Below are 24,675 nucleotides of genomic sequence, written 5' to 3'. Positions count from 1 at the left end.
CAATGAAGAAATATGTAATAGGACTCGATTATGGTTCCGACTCGGTAAGAGCGGTAATGATCGATTCCCAAAACGGAGCGGAACTGGCCTCCGAAGTATTCTGGTATCCTAGATGGAAAGCACAAAAATACTGTGACCCCGCCATCAACCAGTTTCGACAACACCCCTTAGATCATATAGAGGGATTGGAGCATACCATAGCCTCCGTGATGAAGCAAAGCGAGGTGTCCCCAGAAACCGTAAAAGGAATCTGTATCGATACCACAGGTTCCTCGCCAATGCCAGTGACCCAAGACGGCACTCCATTGGCCTGCAAGGATGGTTTTGAGGAAAATCCGAACGCCATGATGGTGCTTTGGAAAGACCACACCGCTGTAAAAGAAGCAAACGAAATCAACGAACTGGCCAGAAGCTGGGGCGGAGAAGATTACACCAAATATGAAGGTGGCATTTATTCTTCCGAGTGGTTCTGGGCCAAAATTCTTCATGTGGCCAGAGAAGATAAAAGCGTAGTTGATGCTACCCATACATGGATGGAACACTGTGACTTTATCACTTATCTTTTGGCGGATGAAAAAGATTTAAAGGCATTTAAAAGAAGTAGATGCGCAGCAGGACACAAAGCCATGTGGCACGAAAGCTGGGGCGGACTTCCCGATTCAGCTTTTTTATCAAAACTGGATCCGTACTTGGCATCACTTCGTGATAATCTGTATCAAGATACATTTACATCGAACGAAGTTGCGGGCCATCTGAACAAAGAGTGGGCGGACAAATTAGGTCTTACTACCGATACCGTAATCGCTGTGGGTACTTTTGATGCCCATGCAGGTGCCGTTGGCGCCAAAGTAGACCACCACGCACTGGTCCGAGTCATGGGAACCTCCACTTGTGACATCATGGTCTCATCCAACCAAGCAGTGGGCGACAAAACGGTTAAAGGCATATGTGGACAGGTCGATGGTTCCGTAATCCCTGGCATGGTCGGTCTAGAAGCAGGTCAATCCGCTTTTGGTGATGTATTGGCATGGTTCAAGGACGTATTGCAATGGCCAATAGATAACTTGGTTTTAAACTCCGAGGTGTTGTCGGAGGAACAAAAAGCCGAGCTCAAAGATGAAATAGAATCAAAATTTATTCGGTCTTTGGCGGAACAGGCGGAGGCAATTGCTTTGTCCGAAGTCGTCCCGGTCGCATTGGACTGGGTAAATGGCAGGAGAACTCCCGACGCCAATCAAGAATTGAAAAGTGCCATTTCTGGAATATCGCTGGGTACGAAGGCCCCCCATATTTTTAAATCCTTGGTCAATGCCATTTGCTTTGGCGCCAAAATGATCGTGGATCGTTTTGAGGACGAAGGTGTCAAAATCGAGACCGTCATCGGTATCGGTGGCGTGGCCAGAAAATCGCCTTTCATTATGCAGACTTTGGCGAATGTATTGAACATGCCCATTAAAGTTGCAGAATCGGATCAAGCTCCGGCTTTGGGTGCGGCGATATACGCAGCAGTGGCCGCAGGGATTTATGGAAATGTAATTGAGGCCAGTAAGGTAATGGGAAGTGACTTTGAAGCAGAATATTTTCCGCAAGCGTCCCAAGTGGAGGTATATGCCCAGTTGTTGGAAGCGTATAAACAGCTTGGAAACTTTGTGGAAGAACAAACGAACAAAAACACATAAGATGAGCTCTACATACAAATCGCTTAAAGAAGAATGTTACGAAGCGAACATGGAACTCAATGCCTTGGGTTTGGTCATATATACCTTTGGTAATGTGAGTGCTGTGGACAGGGAAAACGCTGTTTTCGCGATAAAACCAAGTGGTGTGCCCTATGAGACCTTGAAGCCTGAGGATATCGTCATCATGGATTACGATAACAATGTGGTCGAGGGCAGTTTAAGACCGTCATCCGATACCAAAACACATAGCTATCTCTATAAAAATTGGGAGAATATCGGTGGAGTAGCGCATACGCATGCCATGTATTCCGTTTCGTGGGCACAGGCACAAAGGGACATCCCGATTTTCGGCACCACACATGCCGATCATCTTACGCAAGATATTCCCTGTGCACCGCCAATGGCCGACGAACTGATCGAAGGAAACTATGAGCACAACACGGGAATCCAGATTTTGGATTGTTTCAAGGATAGAAATTTGGACTATAACGAGGTCGAGATGGTACTGATTGGAAACCATGGGCCGTTTGCTTGGGGCAAAAATGCGGCCAAAGCCGTTTACAATACCAAAGTGTTGGAAACGGTTGCCCAAATGGCGTATTTGACTTTGCAGATAAATCCGCAAGCTCCAAGATTAAAAGATTCATTAATAAAAAAACATTACGAGCGTAAACACGGTAAAAATGCCTACTACGGTCAATAAATAAATCAAAATAAATGAAAATAGCTAAAAAGGAAATCTGGTTTGTAACAGGAAGTCAACATTTGTACGGGCCGGAGACCTTAAAACAAGTCGCGAGCAATTCAAAAAATATTGTTGATGGATTGAATGCAGCTGGAAAATTGCCCGTCACCTTGGTTTTTAAACCCATTGTAACCACACCGCAAGAAATTACCGCTCTCTGTCGTGAAGCAAGTAACTCCACCTCTTGTATAGGGGTCGTTACCTGGATGCATACTTTTTCCCCAGCTAAAATGTGGATTGCAGGACTCAAGATATTGAGCAAGCCTTTGTGCCACCTGCACACCCAATTCAATGCAGAGATTCCTTGGGACAGCATTGATATGGATTTTATGAATCTGAATCAATCCGCACATGGTGACCGAGAGTTTGGATTTATGATGTCCAGAATGCGCAAGAATCGCAAAGTGGTTGTAGGTCATTGGAAAGATGAGCGAGTTCAAAAAAAATTGGCCATTTGGTCGCGAGTTGCTTTGGGAGTTGATGAATTACAACATATGAAAGTGGCCAGAATTGGCGACAATATGCGAGAAGTCGCTGTTACCGAAGGCGATAAAGTCGCAGCTCAATTACGTTTTGGTGTAGCTGTGAACGGTTATGATTCATCCGATATTACCAATATTATCAATGGATTGGAACAAAAAGCCGTTGATCAACTGATCGAGGAATACGAAGCCAGCTATAATCTGTCAGAATCGCTTCAAAAGAATGGAGCACAAAGACAGTCTTTGATAGATTCAGCCAGAATAGAATTGGGACTTAGAACCTTCTTGGACGATGGTGGCTTTAAGGCATTCACGGATACTTTCGAGAATCTTGGAACCCTTAAACAGTTGCCAGGTCTCGCAGTACAGCGTTTGATGGCCGACGGATATGGCTTTGGTGGCGAAGGTGATTGGAAAACCGCCGCCTTGACCCGTACCATGAAAGTAATGGCCGAAGGGTTGGAAGGTGGCACTTCCTTTATGGAAGATTATACCTACCACTTTACACCTCAAAAAGATTATGTTTTGGGCTCGCACATGTTGGAGATTTGTCCTTCCATTGCAAGTGCAAAACCCTCTTGTGAAGTGCATCCGTTGGGTATTGGTGGCAAGGAAGACCCTGTTAGGTTGGTCTTCGACTCTCCCGCAGGTGATGCATTGAATGCTTCATTGATAGATATGGGCAACAGGTTCCGTTTGATCGTGAACGAAGTGGAAGCAGTAGCTCCCATGGCCGATTTGCCAAAATTACCAGTGGCACGGGTACTTTGGGACCCTAAGCCCAACTTGGATATTGCCGCAACCGCTTGGATTCATGCGGGAGGAGCGCACCATACGGTATATACCCAAGCGTTGACCACTGAATATATGGAAGATTTTGCCGATATTTTCGGAATAGAACTTTTAGTCATAGATTCGGACACGAAACTTAGAGCATTTAAAGATCAACTCCACGCCAATGAAGCATACTATCATTTGTTTCAGCATGGAATGTAATCAACTAACTTAAAATTATAATGATGAGGATAACCAAACCTTCTATATTTTACGGGGTTTTACTTTTGGTCTTTACAATTATCAGCTGTAAGGAAAACAAAAAAGAAAGCCAGTCAGAAATGGAAACTGCAAAAACTGAAAGTACACAAAACCCCATTGAGGAGACCATCTTTGGAGAAATGCCAGATGGCACAAAAGTGAAAAAATTCACGCTGAAAAATGAAGCGGGAACAGAAGTGGATGTCATTACCTACGGGGGTATCATCACCCGCTGGACAGCTCCAGATAGCAATGGGGCCTATGAGGACATTGTTTTAGGTTTTGATGATCTGGACCAATATCTTGATGGAAACCCGTTTTTTGGGGCACTTATTGGCCGGTATGGAAACCGTATAGCCAACGGGAAGTTTTCTTTGGACGGAGAAACCTATACGCTGGCCACAAACGATGGCGATAACCATTTGCATGGAGGAGAGAAAGGATTCGATAAAGTGGTATGGGATGGAGTTGCCAAAACTACTGAGGAAGGCGCTACCGTTGAGCTTACCTACACCAGTGAAGATGGAGAGGAAGGATACCCCGGAAAATTGGATGTAAAGGTCACCTATACGCTTACGGATGACAATGCATTGGATATTCAGTATGAAGCTGTGACGGACAAACCAACAGTTGTCAACTTAACGCAGCACAGTTATTTTAATCTTTCAGGACAACTTTCCAAACCAGTTTTGGACCATAAGATTTATTTGAATGCCGATACCTACTTGCCCGTTGATGGAGGTTTGATTCCGACTGGAGAATTAAGGAAAGTAGCGGGAACGCCTTTCGATTTCAAGGAGCCGAAACTAATAGGTAAGGAGATAGAGGCCGAAAACGAGCAATTGGGACTTGGTGGCGGTTATGATCATTGTTGGGTGCTTAATGAGGGTAAGGACAACTTTCGTTTGGCCGCCTCGGCATATCACGAAAAAACGGGACGTTTTATGGAAGTATACACCAACGAGCCCGCGATTCAGTTTTATAGCGGAAACTTTTTGGATGGAACCTTGCCTGCAAAAGCAGGGGGTACCTATGTCAAGCGTTCAGGCTTCTGTTTGGAAACCCAACACTATCCAGATAGTCCCAACCAGTCAGATTTTCCATCGGTTAGGCTGAATCCTGGTGAAAAATATACTTCGAGGACCATGTATAAATTATCAACCAAATAAAATAACTGCCATGCAGACATTGGATACGTTTGATTGGGTAGCCATATCCATATACTTTTTGATTCTTCTGGGAATTGCACTATGGGTAATCCGTAAAAAGGAGAACAATACCGAAGACTATTTTTTGGCTGGTAGGAATGTAGGATGGTTCGTTGTAGGAGCGTCTATTTTTGCCTCAAATATAGGGTCGGAACACGTTGTGGGATTGGCAGGAGCTGGTGCCGGGGACCGTTTGCCCATGTTGATTTACGAAATACAAGCTTGGGTAGTTTTGATTCTGGGATGGGTATTCCTGCCCTTTTATGCAAGAGCTGGAGTTTTCACCATGCCCGAGTTCCTGGAAAAACGTTTTGACGCTAGGGCGAGGTGGATACTGTCCGTATTCTCCATCGTGGCCTACGTGCTCACCAAAATTTCCGTGACCATTTATGCAGGCGGAATTGTGGTTTCCGCACTCTTGGGCATCGATTTTTGGACAGGTGCCATTGCAACAGTCGTACTGACTGGAATCTACACAGTGCTGGGAGGTATGAGGGCGGTTGTTTATACCGAGACCCTGCAAGCCGTTATTTTGGTGATCGGGGCCGCTGCACTTACCTTTATTGGTCTTGATCATGTCGGAGGATGGGAAAGTATGAAGGAAACCGTAACCCCAGAATATTTGAATATGTGGAGAGCAGCCTCGGATCCCGATTTTCCATGGCCGCCACTTTTGATTGCCAGTACCATTACGGGTATCTGGTATTGGTGTACCGATCAATATATCGTGCAACGTGCATTGACGGCAAAGAACATAAAAGAGGGTAGGAGAGGAACCATTTTCGGAGCCCTGTTAAAACTGTTACCCGTATTCTTGTTTTTGATTCCGGGTGTTATCGCCTTAACACTTAAAATGCGTGGAGAATTACAATGGGACAGTCCTGATCAAGCTTTTCCTGTATTGATGAGCAACTTATTGCCATCGGGGCTTCGAGGACTGGTGGCTGCAGGTCTGTTGGCCGCTTTGATGAGTTCTTTGGCTTCGGTTTTTAATTCTTGCTCCACCTTGTTTACGGTTGATATTTATAAGAAATTAAGACCCAATGCACCGGAAAAGAAATTGGTGCGGACCGGTCAGATTGCCACAGTGATTGTGGTAATCATCGGTATTATTTGGATTCCCATCATGGCCAATATCTCAGGAGTGCTTTATGAGTACCTGCAAAGTGTACAGTCCTATATAGCACCTCCGATTACAGCTGTGTTCCTATTGGGTATTTTTCATAAGCGAATCAATGCGCAAGGGGCGTTCGTGACCATGGTGGTCGGATTTATTGTGGGAGCCGTCCGAATTGTACTGGAATTGGTAAAAGATTCATTGAATCCCGATAGTTTCTGGTTCTTGTTGGGCGATATGAACTTCCTATCGTTTGCATCATGGTTCTTCTTATTCTGTATTATCCTGATTTTGGTCGTGAGCTACGCTACCGCGCCACCATCAGAAGAGAAACTGAAAAACCTGACCTATGCCACGATTTCCGAAGAGGAAAGAAAGGACAATAAAAATAGCTACAATTGGAAGGATATCGTCATTTCCACCATCATCATAGCCATTGTGGTGTATGTAATGATTTGGTTCAACGGAAAATAAAAACTTGATATTGGTTGGATTCTTGAATAATAAATGGGCGCTTTTAAAGTGCCCATTTTTATATCTGAAGGTTTCCGGCCAATTGTTTTAGGATAATCTCCGAAACCTTTGCCTGGTACTTTGCGTTACTATTTCTAACCTTGGCATTGATATAGTTTAATTGGGCTGTGCGGAATTCGATAGTGGGAATGATTCCGATTCTATACTTTTCCACCGTGATATCAAGATTTTCCTTGGCAATGGACTCGTTTTTTTCCTCCAGTTCCATCAAACTGATATTGGTCAAGTAGGTTTGATAGGTGCTGTTTACCATGGAAGTTAAGCTCTGTTCCTGTTCGGCAATCGCTATTTCGGCATTCTCCAAGGCAATTTTCCCGATTTTTTCGTTCCTGTTTTGATTGAAACCATCAAATAAGTTGAGGGATGCCCCAAATCCGTAGTTGAAACCATTGGATTGTGAACGCGTGCTAAAGCCAAGCTCCGAGGTGGAATTTCCGATGTTATAGCCAGTGGTCACATATATTGAAGGATAACGCGAAGCCTTAATTTGTTTAAGTTGCAATTCACTTATCCGTTTACTTATTTTTTCCGCCTGTAACTGAGGGTTCTCTTCAACCACCTGATTTTCCAATTCTTCAAGGTTCAGCTGTTGGTCAACAAAAATTTCTGGAATTACCTTAAAATCGATTTTTAAATCGCGGGCCAATTGTTCGTTCAGCAAGATTTTTGTGTTTTTGTGCAGCTCTTGCTGACGTTGCATTTGGGTTTTATCCGTGTTCAAGTCAACCTGGGCGTTCAGCACCTCTAATTTTGATGCTTTACCTATGGTAAAACGGTTTTGGGCCAATTCCACCCGTTGTTCGGATATCAATAGGGTACTGTCCAAAGCGGAAAGTTGCTGTTGCTGTTGCACCAAATCATAATACGTGGTCATTACATCGCCCACTTTTCCCAAAATCGCTTGTTTCAGCTCAGCTTCGCCCAGTTTTTCGGTTTCCTTTAGCTGTTCGTAGTTGGCAAACATTCGTAATCCGTCGAAAATGGTCCATTCCAGGGCAACCCCGTAACTGAGGTTGCTGTTCTTGGCATTATCCCGCTCTACTTCCGTTCCATCTACCCGTGTTTGCGATAGGTTTTGAACACTGTTGTTGTCCACAATACTGGCAGTGACCTGTGGCAACATGCCTGCCTGACCTGGGGTTACTGCCGTTTCATCCATTCGTAGGTCGTTCTTGGCGGTCTTTATTTGATAGTTGTTCTCTAGCGCAATCTTTACGGCTTCTTCAACGGTAAGCACTTCTTGAGCATTAGAGTAAAGAGCTGTGGCTAATATTAGTAAGAACAGTAGGTAATTTTTAAAATCCATAAGTTATGTTAGCTCGAGGGTTTTAAATTCTGGTCTTTGGACTTTTTTTCTAGACCACATGACATACAATGCTGGAATAATGAACAAGGTAAGTGCAAGAGAGAACATGGTTCCCCCAATGATTACCACGCCCATTCCGGTTCTACTTTGTGATGCCGCACCAAGGGACATTGCAATCGGCAAAGCACCAAGGGCAACGGTCAAACTTGTCATTAAAATAGGTCTTAGCCTTGAGACCGAAGCTTGCATTATAGCCTGATATTTGGAAATATGTTCGTTTTCCTCTTGTAACTGATTGGCAAATTCCACAATAAGGATTCCGTTTTTGGTCACCAGACCAATCAACATAATAGTTCCGATCTGACTGAAAATATTCCATGATTCGCCGAACAGCCACAAAGAGAACATGGCCCCGGCGACTGCCATCGGTACAGTTAAAATAATTATGAAAGGATCTATAAAGCTTTCAAACTGAGCAGCCAAGATTAAAAAAATCAATACAAATGCCAAACCAAATGCAAATGCCGTGTTGGAACTACTTTCCACAAAATCTCTAGACTCACCGCCAAGGTCAGTGGTAAAGGTATCGTCAAGAACCCTATCCTTTATCCGTTCCATGGCTTCGATACCATCTCCCATGCTCATACCTGGAGCAAGAGTCGCCGAAACAGTGGCGGACATATATCTGTTATTGTGATACAACTGTGGTGGACTGCTATGTTCTTCGGTATTCACCAAATTATCCAATTGGATCATTTGTCCATCGTTGTTCTTAACAAATATCGAGGTCAAATCCATAGGTTCGTTTCTATCCTGTTTATCGAACTGGCCAATCACCTGATATTGTTTTCCGTTCATTAGGAAGTACCCAAAGCGTTGTCCACTTAAGGATAACTGCAAGGTCTGTGCAACATCCAATACGGATACACCAAGACTCTCGGCCTTTTCTCTATCGATGGTTACATAAAGTTCGGGCTTGTTGAATTTTAGGTTTACATCAACAAAAGAAAAGGCAGGGTCTTTTTCCGCCTCAGCCATAAATTCAGGTACTTTCTCCTCCAGCTTTTCAAAGTTTTTTGCCTGTATGATAAATTGTAGCGGTGCACCACCACGTTTGTTTACAGAAATGGTGGGTCTTTGAAAAACACTTGATCTACCGCCAACGTAAGATTTTGCCCACTTACTGAACTCATCTGCAATCTCGGCCTGTGAGCGATCACGTTCGCCCGGTTCGGACAATATGATACTGGCCCTTCCGCTATTTACAGAAGAAGCGCCAAAGCCCGGAGAGGTCATGATCAAGCCGACCTGTGCTTCCGGAATGGAATCCAATACCAACTGGGTAATGCCATCCATGTATTTTTCCATATACTCATAGGAAGATCCTTCTGGCGCATTCACCACCAAACGGACGTAGCTTCGATCATCATAAGGAGCCGTTTCTTTTTGCAATAGGTTGTAAAACAATATGATGACGCCAATACAGGCGAACAATAACGGAAAGCTCAACCATTTCCTTGCCATAAATCCTTTCAAAGCCCTTTCATAGGATTCGTTCATCTGAATAAAGAACTTTTCGGTAGTCTTGTAGAATTTGGATTGACCTTGTTTGCCCGGCTTTATCAAGTAGGCGTTCAACATAGGGGTCAATGTCAACGAAACAAATGCTGACACTAGAACGGCTGCACTTAGGACTACCCCAAACTCCCTAAAAAGCCTTCCGACGAATCCTTCCAAAAATATTACTGGAAGAAAAACGGCCGCAAGGGTCACGGAGATGGATATAACCGCAAAAAATATCTCTTTGGAACCTTTTACGGCGGCCTCAATGGGCGTCATACCTTCCTCTACTTTTTTATATATGTTCTCCGTCACCACAATACCATCATCTACTACAAGGCCCGTAGCAAGAACAATGGCCAATAGCGTGAGTACATTGATAGAAAACCCGAACATCCACATAATAAAGAAGGTAGCAATCAAGGAAACAGGGATATCTATCAATGGTCTTATTGCCATGGACCAGTTCCTAAAGAAAAGATAGATGACGAGGATTACCAATATTATGGAAATCAACAAGGTTTCGGCTACTTCGGTCACCGCTCTTCTTACAAATACGGTATCATCAACAACGATGTTCAACGATATATCGTCAGGTAAATCCTTTTTTAACTGCTCATATTCTTCGTAAAAAGCATCGGCAATTTCCAGATAGTTGGTGCCGGGTTGCGGAATTATAGCAGTTGCGACCATGGGCTGGCCCAAATTCGTCATTTTGGTCTCCATGTTCTCTCCCTCCAAAGAAGCTTTTCCGATGTCGCTCAAATGAACCAGTCTTGCTCCATCCGACTTGATTACAATATTGTTGAAGCCATCTTCGGTATTAAGGTTGCCAATGGTCTTTACCGTCAGTTCGGTATTATCACCAGTCAATTTACCCGATGGAAGTTCTACATTTTGAGCCAAAAGTGCAGCCCTTACATCGGCCACGGTTAAACCATAGGCAGCAAGTTTTACCGGGTCTATCCATAATCGCATGGCGTACCTTCGTTGCCCCCAGATTTGAATGCTGCTCACTCCTGGAATGGTCTCCAATCGCTGCGCAATAACATTCTCGGCAAAATCGGAGAGCTCTAGGATGTTCTTGTTATCACTTTGGATGGTCATGGAGAGAATCCTTTCGGCATTGGAATCTGCCTTGGATACCACGGGGGGCGCATCCAGATCCTCGGGTAGGCTCCTGACCGCTTGTGAAACTTTATCACGGACGTCGTTGGCCGCTTCCTCTAAATTTTTATCAAGATTGAACTCTATACTAATGGAACTGGAACCTTGTACACTTGAAGAAGTTATATTTCGAATTCCATCAATGGAGTTGATGGCCTTTTCCAAAGGTTCCGTTATCTGCGATTCTATAATATCCGCGTTCGCACCGGAATAATTGGTTCTGACCGAAACAATTGCCGGGTCGATGGAGGGGTACTCCCTGATTCCTAAAAAGGTATAGCCAATGGCTCCGAAGAGTACAATGGCTATGTTCATAACTATCGCAAGTACAGGCCTTTTTATGCTTAAGGTTGATAAATTCATAGCTCAGCGTTTACGATTTATTCTAAGTTTACTCTTATGGGCATTCCATTTTGAAGCGCCATAACCCCATAGGTGATGATAGTATCTCCCGGTTTTAGTCCGGAAATTACCCGTACAGACGATCCCGTTCTTGAACCTATTTCCACGTCTATTTCTTTGGCCTTGCCATTTTCAACTATATATATTCTTTTTCCGTTTTGTACAGGGATCAAAGATTCGGTTGGTACAAGAATTGCATCCTCTGCAGTTTCCAGCGGCAGGTTTACATTGGTGTAGGCCCCGGGATATAACCTATGGTCCTTGTTGTCTGTAATGGCCCTTACCCTTAGCGTTCTCGTGGCAATATCCACTTCAGGGTCTATGGCGTAAATCGTTGCTTTATGATTTTCCTTTGAATCCGATGTAGTAAATGTCATTTCCGTGCCCACCTGAATTTGGGAGGCGTATTTTTCCGGAACGGAGAAGGTGATTTTTAAATTATCGGTATTTACCAATTTGGCAACTACGGTAGTAGGCGTCACATAAGTTCCTTTTGAAATGGACCGCAATCCTATTGTGCCTGAAAACGGCGCCCTAACATTGGTTTTGGACAATTGTGCGGATATAAGTTCGGACTCTGCATTGGCTGATTGATAATCGGCGCTGGCAATATCATATTCCTCTTGGCTAATGGCCTGTTTTTCCAATAAAAGTTTTGCCCGTCTTTCGTTTTCAGAGGCCAGTTTTTTTGCGGTAAGTGCCTTGGATAACTGGGCCTGTAGTTCGATGTCGTTTACCTTGAAGAGAATCTGTCCTTCCGACACCTGGGAACCTTCTTTAAAATTGATACTTTCCACGATCCCGGAAACCTCGCTTCTAATATCTATCTGTTCATTGGCTTCCAAAGTACCGGAGATTGAAATGTTGTCCTCGAATTTTGAAGGCTTCAATATGGTTCCGGAAACCGTAGAGATGTTTGGTCCGGAGTTTCCGGATTTCCCGATTTCGGCGTTGGACTTTATTCTATAGGCAATAAGAACACCTACTCCAACAACTAATAAGCTGTAGACTATGTATTTTACTTTCATTTTGGTTTGGTGGCGGTTACGCTGTTTTTATATAAAAACAGACGGTTAACAAAGATAGACCTAGTCCAATATTCAATGAAAGTCATCAATGTTATTTTAACATAGTAATCCTCTCAACAGCTATATAATAGGGGTTAACGACATATTACTCCTTATAAAATGAAAAATTTAATTTGAGGTTTGTTAAAATTTAACGAAAATCATCGATTGACCGATGTCATTTTTTGTCATATTTCTTCGATTTATCTTTGATAAAAGCGAAATATCCATGAAAACTATACTGGTTCCTACAGATTTTTCAAAGAATGCCCTACATGCATTGCAATATGCCCAAGAGCTGTTTAAATGTGAACGAGCCTGCTTTTTTGTGATACATGCGTACGGGGAAGAGGTATATGGAGCATATAAAACGGTGGCAAAGGAAAAAATTGATGAATTGAAAGAAGAACGAAAGGCCCAAACCCAGAAAAAACTGGATCAAATGGTCAATTCCGTAATTGGTGAGCCATCAAATCCATTGCACAATTTTGAGACGGTGGCCAGTTTTGATTCACTTGTAGATGCGGTCAACGATTTTGTTGATGAAATGAACATTGATTTGGTGATTATGGGAACCAAGGGAGAGACCAGTGATCACAATACTACATTTGGCAGCTATACCATCGAGGTATTTAAGTATGTGAAATGCCCGGTATTGGCAATACCCGAAGATTTTGAATACAGACAGCCCAATGCCATTCTCTTTCCAACCGATTATTTGTTGCCCTATAAACGTCGTGAGCTCAAACTTTTGGGCGATTTGGCAGGCAAATTTAAATCCAAGGTGCATTGTTTGTACATAACGGATTTTGATGAACTGAGCCCTCGCCAAGCGGATAATAGATTGTTTTTGGAGGGAACTTTGACCAGAGCCTATTTGCATTTTGAGACCGCACCTGTTAAAAACAAGGTTGAAGTGATCTTGGAAGAAATTAAAAAGAGGGAAGCAGGAATGCTGGTGATGATAAATTCCCGCCATTCTTTCTTTGAGGATATGCTATATCGTTCCACGGTAGACCTGTTGGGGCTCAAGATTAAAATACCGTTCATGGTAATGCAAAATATAAAACGATAGGCAAGTGAAGAAGAAACGAATTATATTGCCCACGGACTTTTCTGAAAATGCTTGGAATGCTGCGATATACGCCTTGGAATTATTCAAGCATGTTCCTTGTGATTTTTTTCTGCTAAACTCTTATCAAGTGGGAGCTTCTGGTCTTTCTACTAAAATGGCCGGTGCCAATGATACGCGATTGTACAATTTGATGAAAGAACAATCGGAACGTGATCTTCAACGAGAGTTGGAAAGAATCAAAAGGGTTGATAAGAATCCAGAACATACTTTTACATCCAAATCCATAATAGATACCTTGGTCAATGCTATTGGAAAAACGGTTTATCAGGAGGAAATCGACTATATCATCATGGGAACCAAAGGTGCATCAGGACTAAAGGAAGTTTTTATGGGGAGCAATACCTATACTATTATCAAGGAAATGGACTTTTGCCCGGTTATAGCGGTCCCGGAAGATTACCGACCGGATGGAAAACTGGATTCCATTTTGCTGGCTACGGGTTATGAGCATCTTTTTGAAAATTATGAGCTAAAACCACTGTTGAGCATCGTGGAAAGTTTTAATGCTAAACTATGGATTGCCCATGTAGGGGATGTAGAGGGGTTTACCTCTGAACAAAAGAGCTCCAAAAATAAACTGGAAACACGGTTAAAATCCATCAACTATGAATTTGTTGAAGTGGAGAAAGATGTTTCGGTCAATAATACCATTCAAAGATTAATTAAAGAAGACAGCAACATTGACATGGTAGCTATGATCAATCAAGACCACTCATTTTTTGAGAGACTGACCAGGGAACCGGTAATCAAAAAAGTAACCTTCAATTCCACAGTTCCTTTCTTGGTCATTCACCTATTTGAATAGGCTATAAAAATGATTTGGCCAATTGAACGATTTCCCCTTTTTGCAAAACACCGGATTTTCTCCAGAGTTGTTTCCCGTTCTTGAAAAAAATCATTGTTGGTACGCCTTTTACCTGATATGTGTTTGCGAGACTTTGGTTCTTGTCCACATCTATCTTTACAATTTTCAACGAATCGCCCATTTCATCCTTTACCTGTTTTAAAATAGGGGCCAACATTTTACAGGGGCCACACCATTCTGCGGAAAAATCGATGAGCGTCAATTGGTCGCTATTGATTAAATTGGCAAAGTTTCCTTTCATGATTATATACAATTAGCTTTTGCAATTTATAAAAACCGACTAAACCTCAAAGTGACCTAGGTCACATGGGCTAGCTGGAGTTATGAAAAAAAGGAATCGCTTCGGGTCGGATACTTTTTCTATCTTTAGTCGCTACATAACTAAACAAACTAAACCTTACATGTACACAAAAACCACCATAAGTTTTCTTGCATTTTTATTATTGGTATCCTGTAAAAATGAAACGAAAAAAGAAGATGAAAATAATTGGCGAACCAAAAAAGTGGCTTTGGAGAACGCGGTTCAAAACCAGTTGCTAGAGGTAGAAAAGGAAGAAGGTTGGAAGCTACTTTTTGATGGGGAGACCTTGAGGGGATGGCACCTTTATAATGACCCGGATGCCGATTCAGTTTGGGAAGTAGTGGATGGGGAATTGCATAGCAACGCAAATGATGAATCCTTGACAGCGGGCGATTTGGTCACTAATGATGCTTATAAAAATTATGAGCTTACCCTGGAGTGGAAGATAGCAGGAAATGGTAACAGTGGTATTTTCATCAACGTTCAGGAATTACCGGATGTACCTACGGCTTGGCAAAGCGGACCGGAGTATCAGATTTTAGGTGCGGACCATATGGATTATGATATACCCGAGAAGCGTCCCGGCTCCCTTTATGTATTCCTGCCCCAAAAAAACAAAGTAGAGGTTGAACAAGGAGGGTGGAACAAGACCAGGATAAAACAGGAGAATGGTAAAATAGAGTTCTACCTCAATGGGGTCCTCACGGCAGAGAAAGATTTTAGTTCACCCGAGTGGAAGGAAGAGATTGCCGGCACTCATTTCTCCAAATACCCCGAGTTCGGCAAGACCACAGAAGGTAAAATCGCTTTGCAATATTGGTATTTTGAAACCTGGTTCCGAAATATCAAGATTAGGGAACTATAGAAAAACGGTATCTTTAAAGGTTGCATTGTGTTAGGGGCAACATTTTAAAATCAAATTAGCTGTTTAAGAAGTTTCTCCAAACTTTCATCTTTTCCGTGGAATATAATGGCCTATAAGGCAAGTACAAAATGGCGGTTAAGTTAGGCTAATTTAAAGTTTTCAACTTTTTAATACTCCAGGCTTTTGCGACGGAGCAACACCTTGGCGTAGTCGCGGGCCATTTTATCACCGAACTCTTGGTAGCCGCGTTGTGCCCACTCCAGTGCCATGTCCGTTTCCCCTTTGACCTCGAAGGCGACGGCCAGGTTATGGGCGGCCCTTCCTGCGGATTTACCTCTGTTGTTGGCAACATCGGTCCATATTCGAATGGCTTCGTCCCAGTTAGCCACTTCGCTGCTTCTCCAGCCGGCGGCAAATAGGTTTTTGTCCCTACCTTTTCCTTTTTTGTACATATCCCGTCTTACACGGTAATAGCTGGTAAAGAAACGGCTGGTGTAATCCATGCCGGCAGCATAGGCGGTTTCGGGCAGTGCTGATAAGGGTGCAGCACCACTTAACAGGTCAAAATCCATAAAATAGGTCTGTTGGTACTGATCCATAATGGTTTTGGAATGTGGATCATAGAGTCTCCAAAAGCTTCTTACATTTACCCTTGCTCGACGAGGAAACCGTGTATCGGTACGTCCGGTTTCCAAAACAGAGGTAACTTGATTGACCGCATTGGCAATTACAAAATCAGAATTGGAATCAAAGTTTTCCAGAACGAGTAGAACGTCCGCGTTGGCCGATTCACATATTTCGATTACTTCGTCCCAACCCAATATCTCTGGAGTTTTTCTGGTGCCGGTACCGTATATCCTAACTTTTGGAGGTATCACAGCTTTTAAGTGATTACTGTTCCGTAGACCATCAAAAATACCTTTGACGGCTTCATCTGAGGCTAGCTTGTCCGATCCTGCTATTTCGCCCGTGGCTATGGATTCCAAAGTTCTGTTTTTCTTGTCCTCTTCTTTGGTCAGTGAACGGTTGACGACGGCTACACTTTCGATTTCTTGTGGCAAAATAAGTTCGGGTTCTTGAGGGTAGTTCAAATTCACAAACCCAGAACTGGCACAGGAAGCCATACTTAACATAACAAGGGAAAGCAGAATAAAGTTGAAGTTTTTCATGATTGTAAGATTTTGGTAATGCATGGATTACAACAAGTGTGCCATAGCTTTTTTCCTTGGGGCTGTAGGTTTTAAAACGAGAAAATAGATGCTTTATTTTTATAGGGGTTTGGAATGTTTTTTTACTTCTACAAACAACCATTTGTGTTCTTGTCCATCCTAATAGCGAACAATAAAATTTAATTGAAGATGAAACGAATGTTTTTTAATGCTTTTTCCCTAATAAGTTTTTCGGCAATCCTTATGTCATGTAGTTCGGATGAAGGGCCCGAATGTGCCCCGGATTTTACTGGTGATCTAACCACAACCGAAGAAATATTGGTCGGGGAATGGATTCTTTCCGGCATTGAAGCTGCCAAGGAAGTGGATTTGACCGATGATGATACGGACAATGCATCAACAAATCTTTTTGAACAATACGAAGAGTGTGCTAGGGACGCTGCCTATACTTTTGATTCCGATAGGACTTTTGCCTATGAAATAGGAAAATATGGGGAAGATTGTGACTATGTGGTTCCTTCTACAGGTACATGGGAATTGACTTCACAAAACCTTAGCTTGGTATCTTCATGCTCCATGCAAACCACTAATTTGGAGTTTAATGAAGATTTAACGGCATTTACATTCTCGGAAATATACAATGTGACCGAGGTGACCGGTACAGTTGTGCAAACAAGGATTGATTTTACATACACCTTAACTCCATAAGAGTTAAAAATAAAGATCATACGGAAAGTGCGGAGCAAGTTTTGGGCCTTTTTGGGCATGAACATGAGAATACCTTGGTCAACTAAACTCACTTTGTTGGGTGAATTACTTTTATGAGATAAAAAGATGGGCTGTAACCCGTCTGAAAATGTTATAACTACACTGTTGCTTCAATTTGGGCTATGCAAGTAAATAAAGAGATTAAAATTTGTCGTTAATCCGAAATTTGTAAATTGCAGGTGTAAAATGTTTGCATTTACAAAAAATGAAGCCAGAATATTTGCATAACCTCAAAATCGACCCCCTGTCGGAGAATACCGTGGAGGATGATTTTAGTATAATATATGAGTTCTACAGGCCTAAACTTGTTGTGATTGTAAACAGTTATATCCCTTCTCAAGAAGATGCCGAAGAAATCATCCATGATGTCTTTATCAAATTATGGGAAAAGTGGGATACATTACAGATTACCTCCAATTTTACAGGTTACATTTACAGTATGACCCGAAATGCCTGTTTGGATTATCTTCGCGCCAAAAAAAATAAGCTCACCAAAGAAATGTCTGTTGAACAGCAAGAGTTTTGGTTGAACCATGGTGCGTTGGCAGATGATATGGCTTCTTCGATTTTGGCAAACGAACTCCAATCTTTGGTGGATAAGGCCATAGAGCAACTCCCAGAAAAATGTAAGAAAGTTTTTAAAAAAAGTAGGATGGAGGGATTGTGCCATAAAGAAATATCAGAGGAACTGGAAATCTCTCCAAAAACCGTGGAAAACCATATGAGCAGGGCCTTAAGACAACTCCGAGTTGCCCTGAGCGAGTACCTACCTTCTTTGTTTTTATAAAATTTACTTTCCGACTAGGGGGTGACCCTGTTTTTTACGTCATGCTATTGAATACTGTTCCTAATTTAAGATGAACAACAAGGATATAAATGCACTGGTAGAAGGTCGGCTATCGGATGAGAAAAAGGCTGAGGTTGTGAAGTGGTTGCTCAAAAACCCCAAGCAACAACAGCGTTACCATGTACTGAAAGCAAGGCATGTCGCCAAACTGCTAAAAGAGGGTGAAGGCAAAAACAAACTAGATACCAAAAGAAAATTTGCCGATTGGTATAAATATGTAGGATATGCAGCTTGCGTTTTGCTAATGGTTGCACTGGCATATACGTTGGTTTCTCCAAATGAACAATTGGAAGAAAAATACTCACAGACAATTTTGGCTTCTACCTCTATAGGTGAGAACAAAACCATAACCTTGTCAGATGGGACAAAAGTTACACTGAATGCGAATACCACATTTTCCTACCCCGAAAAATTTTCGGAAGAATCAAGAGATGTCAGTCTTCAAGGAGAGGCATTTTTTGATGTGGCCCATAATCCAGAAAAACCCTTTAAGGTGGCTACCGGAAATGGCATGAATATTCAGGTGTTGGGAACGGTTTTCAATGTGAAATCTTATCCGGAAGACCAAAATGTGGAAACTACGTTGGTATCTGGAAAGGTAAAAGTGGTTGAAGAACAAAATCAAAAGACCGTAGTGTTGGCCCCATCCCAAAGGGCTACTTATGTCAAGGATGCCGATAAACTTATTGTTGACAACGTACAGACCACAAAATTCACTGCTTGGCGAGAAGGCAAACTTATTTATGATGAAACGCCCATAAGACAGGTGATAAGCGATTTAAAAAGAAAATACAAGGTTGATATATCGGTGGAATCCCCTGGGATAATGGACTATAAATATACTGGGGAGTTCGACAATCTTGGTATTGAACAGATTCTGGACCTTTTTGAGGTGTCGTCACCTATACTCTATAAAATGCACAATAACCAAATAACACTATTTATGAAGCAATGACCTTAAAAAAGAGAGGAAGGTGTTCCCGCACCCTCCTCTCAGAAACTATTTAACCACATAAAAATGTAATTAAACATCGTAAACTCATCAAAATTATGGAAAAAAAGGAACTTTTTTTACCAAAGGTCCCAATTATCAGGATAATGAAAATCTATTTGATCTTAGTGGCGCTTACTTTGGCCAAATTATTTGCTTCGGAAGCAAATGCCCAAAGCATTTCGTTGGAGGCAAACAATGTAAGATTGAAGCGGATATTGAACGAAATCGAACGTAAGAGCGATTATAGTTTTTTCTACAACAACAGCATTGTGGATGTCTATTCCAAAAAATCGCTGAAAGTTGAAAACAAAACATTGGACGCCGTATTGAACGAACTCTTCTCCGAGTCCGATATAGCCTTCAGTTTTGTTAGGAACCAGATTATTCTTTTTCCAAAGAACAATCCAGAGATAAAGGATAAAATTGAAAGTCTCTTAAGCAAGCACAATATTGATAAAGTCCCCACAGCCTTGAGCCCGGACAGAATCAATGAGCTCATTAGAACAAATGTACAGTTTACCGTGAACGGAAAGGTCGTGGACAATGCCGGGACTCCAATTCCAGGTGTCTCCATATTGGTGCAAGGTACTTCCAAAGGAACTACAACCGATTTTGACGGAAACTACAGCATTATGGCAGATGCAGGTGATGTGCTTATGTTCAGTTATATAGGTTTTGTGACCCAGGAAATCGAGGTTACTGGAGAACAAACCATTGATGTAACCCTTAAAGAAAATGTTGCCGCACTCGATGAGGTAGTTGTTGTGGGTTACGGTACCCAAAAGAAATCTGACCTAACAGGAGCTGTTGGGGCAGTGGACAGCGAAACACTTTTAAAAGCTCCGGTAAGCAACGCCTTGCAAGGAATGAGAGGTAAGGTAGCAGGTGTTAACGTATTCTTGAATTCGGGCTCGCCAACAGGTTCCCCAAGAATTGTGATTCGTGGTGTGGGAACCATAAATTCCTCAACAGACCCATTATATGTTGTGGATGGTGTGGTCATGGATGATATCCAGTTCATCAACCCTAACGATATCGAGCGTATGGAGGTGCTGAAAGATGCATCATCTGCTGCTATCTATGGTGCTAGGGGTGCCAATGGTGTTGTTTTGATTACGACCAAAAGAGGTTCAAAAGATGAAAAAATATCCATTGGTTACGATGGTTTCTTGAGCGTGGGAAGCATCCGCAAAAAGATGGACTTGCTGAACGCAGAAGAATGGTTGGAAGTAGTTCGTACAGGTATGGAGAACACTCCAAAGTACCGTCCAGACGATCCAGCACCGGTATTTACAACAAACGACCCCAATTTGTTCGATGCGCAAGGTAATCCACTGTACGATACTGATTGGCAAGATGAAGCCACTAGAACAGCTTACTCTAACAATCACCAATTATCCATTCAGCAAGGAAGTGAAAAATCATCTATCGGGGTGTTCTTGAATTATTCCCACATAGAGGGGATAATGCTGAACAACGAGTTGGATAGGATAAGCGGTAAAATTGCATATGATGTTACTCCAAAGGATTGGTTGAAATTGGGGGTGAACCTTCTTGTAAACGACGTCAAGGACACCGAGTTCGAAGAAGGCGGTGGTGGCCAGACCCCAAGAAGGACCATGATTGAAATGCCTCCAATCTTCCCGGTAAAATTCCCTGATGGAACATGGAGCAATAGTCAAATGATCAGCGATGCCTACAACTTGGAGTCCATGTCCAATCCGGTACACGTATTGGAAACCCAGGAAAGATTCTGGGAGAGAAACCAGCTTTTCGGAAACTTCTACGCGAATTTCACCATTATGCCAGGGTTGGAGTTTAGGACACAATTTGGTTTTGATAAAAATATCAGAAACAAGAAGGAATACTCCCCACGTGACTTGGTGAATATTTCAGCACCAAATGGTTTTGCCCGTATTTTTAATGAGAAGAGCACTTATTGGCAACAAGAGAACTACCTAACATACAATAAGGAGTTTGGTGACCACAGAATCAATACCATGTTGGGTATTAGCTGGCAAGAGCGAACTTATGAGTCTTCCAACATTTTTGCCAGAGGCTTTAGTGACGACTTTTTCCGTTACAACAACATTGGCTCCGCTAGTAATCCAAGTGCGCCGGAATCCACAACTAACGAGTGGGCTTTGAACTCCTACTTTTTACGTGCAGGGTATACATTTAAAGATAAATACCTGTTGACGTTGACAGGAAGGGTCGATGGTTCTTCAAGATTTGGTGAAGACAATAAATACGGTTTCTTCCCTTCAATCGGAGCTGGTTGGAACATTAGTGAAGAAGCTTTTATGCAGGATGTAACCGCTATCAACAGACTTAAGCTGCGTGGAAGCTACGGTATCACTGGTAATACGGAGATTGCACCTTATAGTTCATTGGCAACAGTTTCTTCAGGAACAGTTTTGTTGAACGGTACCAGGGTAAGCTCCAGTTCCGTAAATCGCTTATCCAACCCAGGTTTGGAATGGGAAAAAACCAGCCAGTTTGATATAGGTTTAGACCTTGCTGCCTTTGACTACAGACTTCGTGTAGAGTTTGACTACTACGATAAGTTGACCAAAGATCTTTTATTGGACAGACCAGTTCCTTATACAACAGGATTTACATCGGTAAGGGATAATATCGGTTCGGTTTCCAACAAAGGTATCGAGGCCATGGTCACCGCTGAAATTATCCGCAAAGCGGATTTTGGTTGGGAGACATCCTTTAACATGAATTACAACAAGAACAGAATTGAAAGCTTGGGTGAGAATGATGAAGATATAGAACCAGGACCGTTTTGGGTTTCAGGAAGTCAAACTATTCTTAGAGTAGGAGAGTCGTTGAGTTCTTTCTGGGGTTACGAGCGTTTGGGAACTTGGGGAACCGACGAAGCCGCTGAGGCTGCCGAAGTTGGTGCTGTTCCTGGTGAGGCCAAACGATCTGCAGAAAAGAAAATCCTTGGAAAAGGTTTGCCGGATATTACAGGAAGTTTCATCAACACCTTCAGATATAAGAACTTCGATTTCACCGCCGATATTCAATTTGTTGCAGGTGTAGAGATTATGCAGCAGTTCTATCACTCAACCGAAGACCGTTCAGGTATTGCCAACGGACTTGCAACCATTCTTTATGATGGTTGGACCGAGAGCAATCAGAATACCCAGGTTCAGGAAATCAGGAACCAAGCCTATGCAGGGCAAAACAGTCAGGTAGATAGCCATTGGGTAGTTGATGGTTCCTACATCAGAGGTAACCTATTCTCTTTGGGTTATAACTTCAATCAGCAGTTTTTGGATATCATGGGCTTGAACCGTCTTAGGGTGTATGCCAGTTTGGAAAATGCTTTCGTGATTCATTCCAAAGACTTTCAAGGGTACGACCCAGAAGCTACTTCATGGGGCGGGAACCAATGGGGACAGAACATTTTCTTCTTCCAGTATCCCAAGCCAAGAACATTTACCATTGGATGTAGCCTGAAATTTTAATACATAAAAAAGATATCATGAAAATTAAATATATAGTTTTTCTAATCGGAATAATTGTATTGGGTTCCTGTTCTGACTTTTTAGAGGAGAAACCCTTGAGCGAACTGGATTCCAATCAGTTCTTCTCAGAACCAGACCAGGCCTACAGTGCGGTAAATTCACTGTACAGGACCGGTGCTCCCAGCATGACGGATGGTGGAGTGTATAGTGGAACCCCAATGATGCTGGGAGGATACATGTCCGGGTATTTCGTTAACGAATACGCAGGTCAGGAACTCCATGTGAGCAATTCACAAGAGCTTACCCTTAACGGGGATAACATTGGGGGTTACCTTCAAGATAGATGGAGGGAACTTTATTTGGGAATCTCCAGGGCAAACAATGCTATCAAGTATATTCCCGAAACACCAGGATTGAGCGATTCTGAAAGATCACAACTATTGGCCGAAGCCAAATTCTTTAGAGCCTTTGCATACTATTTCTTAGTAAGATGGTTCGGTCCCGTACCATTGACCACAGAACCCTATGAATCTTTGGAAAATCTGTATTTGGAAAGAAGCCCTGTGGCCGATATCTATACGCTGATAGAACAAGATTTGACCGATGCTCTAAGTGGTGGTTTGCCAACAGTAAGCATGGTGGACAACGGTAAGCGCGTAACTGCAGGAGCGGTTGCGACCCTATTGGCCGATGTTTACCTGACCATGAGCGGAAACCCATTGAATGCGGACCGATACAGTGATGCAGCCAGCTTGGCACAGGATATTATCAACGGAACATACGGTTCCTATGATTTGGTGCAGCACGATGAACTGTCACCGGGAGTTGTGGATTTGGAAAACTCCGCTTATAATAAGATAAGAAAGTCAGATGCATCTGCCGTAGAGCATATTTACATCAAAGAATATGACCCAGAGATAGGGACTTCCGTTTATCCAAGGTATTCTTACCCTGTAGCACTTGCTTCAGAAGTACTTTATGATATTACTAACGGAGGGTACCTACCTTCAGACGGATTTATGGATTTATATGATCCGGCAACTGATTTAAGAATTCAGGAAAAGCAATATTTTCATTCCACCTTTCAAGATTCAGGACAGACCTTTGCAACAGCACCATACGTCTGGCATGATGATACCGCTATTTTTGAAACAGCAAACTCAGGAAAAGATTTTGCAGTATACGGTTATGCCGATGTATTGTTGATTGCGGCCGAAGCCATTGCAAGATCTAGCGGAGTCACCCCGGATGCCATTAACTATTTGGCCCAAGTGCGTGCCAGAGCTTACTGGGAATCCGACATTGCCACAGTTGAAGCGGATTTATCCGGTTTGGGAACAGAGGCCTTTGTACAGGAAGTTTGGAAAGAAAGACACAGGGAATTAGTTTTTGAATTTAAAACTTGGTTCGATATTGTTCGTACAGGTCAGTTCCCAGTAGCGGATACACCTGGTTCCATATCCTTTGTGAATGCAGTTGGGCATACCACAGAAAGAGGTAAGCAGATTGAAGAAAAGCATATGTTATTGCCTTTGCCAGGGCCGGAACTTCAGCGTAACCCAAGTTTGGGTACTGATAACAACGGTTATTAATACACAGTATTAAATTATGAGGCCCATCATCCATAAAGGAAATGATGGGCCTTAATTTTAATATATAAGATACTCATAGGAATCAAGAGCATGGAACATACGTTTTGTGCAAGCGTTGATAGTGATTCCCTTTAGATTGATTCATATTTTACTCATTTATAATTAAACCAAACTAACAGATGCAGATAATAGAGAATTCTACGGTGTACGATGCGATCATCGTGGGCTCTGGGGCCGGGGGCGGCATGTCGGCGAAGGTACTGTCGGAGTCCGGTCTAAAGGTTGCCGTCGTTGAGGCTGGCCCGTTCTTCGACCCAGCTAAGCCGGAGCACCAGACCCAGCTGAAGTGGTCGTA

Annotated in this window: 19 protein-coding genes; 14 read left to right on the top strand and 5 right to left on the bottom strand. The window is 42.6% G+C overall.

The window, feature by feature from the left end; translation table 11 throughout:
• Positions 1-2: 2 nt before the first annotated feature.
• Genes K1F36_RS08590 through K1F36_RS08570 form a run of 5 tightly spaced genes read left to right on the top strand, consistent with a single transcriptional unit; the run spans position 3 to position 6,740 of the window.
• Positions 3-1,679, top strand: a complete 1,677-nt coding sequence (locus K1F36_RS08590) for a ribulokinase (protein ID WP_220113460.1) — start codon at positions 3-5, stop codon at positions 1,677-1,679.
• 1 nt (position 1,680) lies between these two features.
• Positions 1,681-2,382, top strand: a complete 702-nt coding sequence (locus K1F36_RS08585) for an L-ribulose-5-phosphate 4-epimerase (RefSeq protein ID WP_220113459.1) — start codon at positions 1,681-1,683, stop codon at positions 2,380-2,382.
• Positions 2,383-2,396: 14 nt separating this feature from the next.
• Positions 2,397-3,902, top strand: coding sequence for an L-arabinose isomerase (gene araA, locus K1F36_RS08580; RefSeq protein WP_220113458.1), 1,506 nt, complete (start codon positions 2,397-2,399; stop codon positions 3,900-3,902).
• A gap of 20 nt (positions 3,903-3,922) precedes the next feature.
• Entirely contained in the window at positions 3,923-5,110 is a 1,188-nt protein-coding gene (locus tag K1F36_RS08575; protein WP_220113457.1) for an aldose epimerase family protein, read from the top strand.
• Positions 5,111-5,120: 10 nt separating this feature from the next.
• Positions 5,121-6,740, top strand: coding sequence for a sodium:solute symporter (locus K1F36_RS08570; RefSeq protein WP_220113456.1), 1,620 nt, complete (start codon positions 5,121-5,123; stop codon positions 6,738-6,740).
• 58 nt (positions 6,741-6,798) lie between these two features.
• Here the strand turns inward: K1F36_RS08570 and K1F36_RS08565 are convergent, their stop codons facing one another.
• Genes K1F36_RS08565 through K1F36_RS08555 form a run of 3 tightly spaced genes read right to left on the bottom strand, consistent with a single transcriptional unit; the run spans position 6,799 to position 12,263 of the window.
• Positions 6,799-8,106 carry a TolC family protein gene (locus tag K1F36_RS08565; RefSeq protein WP_220113455.1) on the bottom strand — a complete coding sequence of 436 codons (1,308 nt, stop codon included), beginning with the start codon at positions 8,104-8,106 and terminating at the stop codon, positions 6,799-6,801.
• Positions 8,107-8,109: 3 nt separating this feature from the next.
• Positions 8,110-11,196, bottom strand: a complete 3,087-nt coding sequence (locus tag K1F36_RS08560) for an efflux RND transporter permease subunit (RefSeq protein WP_220113454.1) — start codon at positions 11,194-11,196, stop codon at positions 8,110-8,112.
• Between the two features lie 17 nt (positions 11,197-11,213).
• Positions 11,214-12,263, bottom strand: coding sequence for an efflux RND transporter periplasmic adaptor subunit (locus tag K1F36_RS08555; protein WP_220113453.1), 1,050 nt, complete (start codon positions 12,261-12,263; stop codon positions 11,214-11,216).
• Between the two features lie 268 nt (positions 12,264-12,531).
• Between K1F36_RS08555 and K1F36_RS08550 the strand changes: the two genes are divergently transcribed.
• Together K1F36_RS08550 and K1F36_RS08545 are read left to right on the top strand one after the other, a co-directional pair.
• Complete coding sequence (locus tag K1F36_RS08550; protein WP_220113452.1) at positions 12,532-13,377, top strand: universal stress protein; 846 nt, start codon at positions 12,532-12,534, stop codon at positions 13,375-13,377.
• 4 nt (positions 13,378-13,381) lie between these two features.
• Positions 13,382-14,242 (top strand): universal stress protein, encoded by an 861-nt coding sequence (locus tag K1F36_RS08545; RefSeq protein WP_220113451.1) that lies wholly within the window; start codon positions 13,382-13,384, stop codon positions 14,240-14,242.
• Between the two features lies 1 nt (position 14,243).
• Here the strand turns inward: K1F36_RS08545 and trxA are convergent, their stop codons facing one another.
• A complete protein-coding gene (gene trxA / locus K1F36_RS08540) occupies positions 14,244-14,543 on the bottom strand; it encodes a thioredoxin (protein WP_220113450.1) in 300 nt (99 codons plus the stop codon).
• Between the two features lie 160 nt (positions 14,544-14,703).
• On the opposite strand from trxA, the gene K1F36_RS08535 reads away from it, so the two are divergent.
• Entirely contained in the window at positions 14,704-15,468 is a 765-nt protein-coding gene (locus K1F36_RS08535; protein ID WP_220113449.1) for a 3-keto-disaccharide hydrolase, read from the top strand.
• Between the two features lie 167 nt (positions 15,469-15,635).
• Here K1F36_RS08535 and K1F36_RS08530 read toward each other — a convergent pair whose 3' ends face one another.
• A complete protein-coding gene (locus K1F36_RS08530) occupies positions 15,636-16,637 on the bottom strand; it encodes a DUF6340 family protein (protein WP_220113448.1) in 1,002 nt (333 codons plus the stop codon).
• 189 nt (positions 16,638-16,826) lie between these two features.
• Here K1F36_RS08530 and K1F36_RS08525 point away from each other — a divergent pair, with 189 nt between their 5' ends.
• From K1F36_RS08525 to K1F36_RS08500, 6 genes are all read left to right on the top strand, one after another.
• Positions 16,827-17,345, top strand: coding sequence for a DUF5004 domain-containing protein (locus K1F36_RS08525; protein WP_220113447.1), 519 nt, complete (start codon positions 16,827-16,829; stop codon positions 17,343-17,345).
• Between the two features lie 265 nt (positions 17,346-17,610).
• Positions 17,611-18,192 (top strand): RNA polymerase sigma-70 factor, encoded by a 582-nt coding sequence (locus K1F36_RS08520; protein WP_207034860.1) that lies wholly within the window; start codon positions 17,611-17,613, stop codon positions 18,190-18,192.
• A gap of 70 nt (positions 18,193-18,262) precedes the next feature.
• A complete protein-coding gene (locus K1F36_RS08515) occupies positions 18,263-19,207 on the top strand; it encodes a FecR family protein (RefSeq protein ID WP_220113446.1) in 945 nt (314 codons plus the stop codon).
• Positions 19,208-19,350: 143 nt separating this feature from the next.
• Positions 19,351-22,728 carry a TonB-dependent receptor gene (locus K1F36_RS08510; protein WP_258538997.1) on the top strand — a complete coding sequence of 1,126 codons (3,378 nt, stop codon included), beginning with the start codon at positions 19,351-19,353 and terminating at the stop codon, positions 22,726-22,728.
• Positions 22,729-22,745: 17 nt separating this feature from the next.
• Entirely contained in the window at positions 22,746-24,320 is a 1,575-nt protein-coding gene (locus K1F36_RS08505) for a RagB/SusD family nutrient uptake outer membrane protein (protein WP_220113444.1), read from the top strand.
• Positions 24,321-24,499: 179 nt separating this feature from the next.
• On the top strand, positions 24,500-24,675 hold a 176-nt coding region (locus K1F36_RS08500; protein ID WP_220113589.1), incomplete at its 3' end, for an FAD-binding protein.

It is taken from the genome of Flagellimonas abyssi, assembly GCF_019457905.1.
GTDB lineage: Bacteria > Bacteroidota > Bacteroidia > Flavobacteriales > Flavobacteriaceae > Flagellimonas > Flagellimonas abyssi.
The sequence above is the reverse complement of the archived record's forward strand: the minus strand, read 5'-3'. Positions and strand labels throughout refer to the sequence as shown.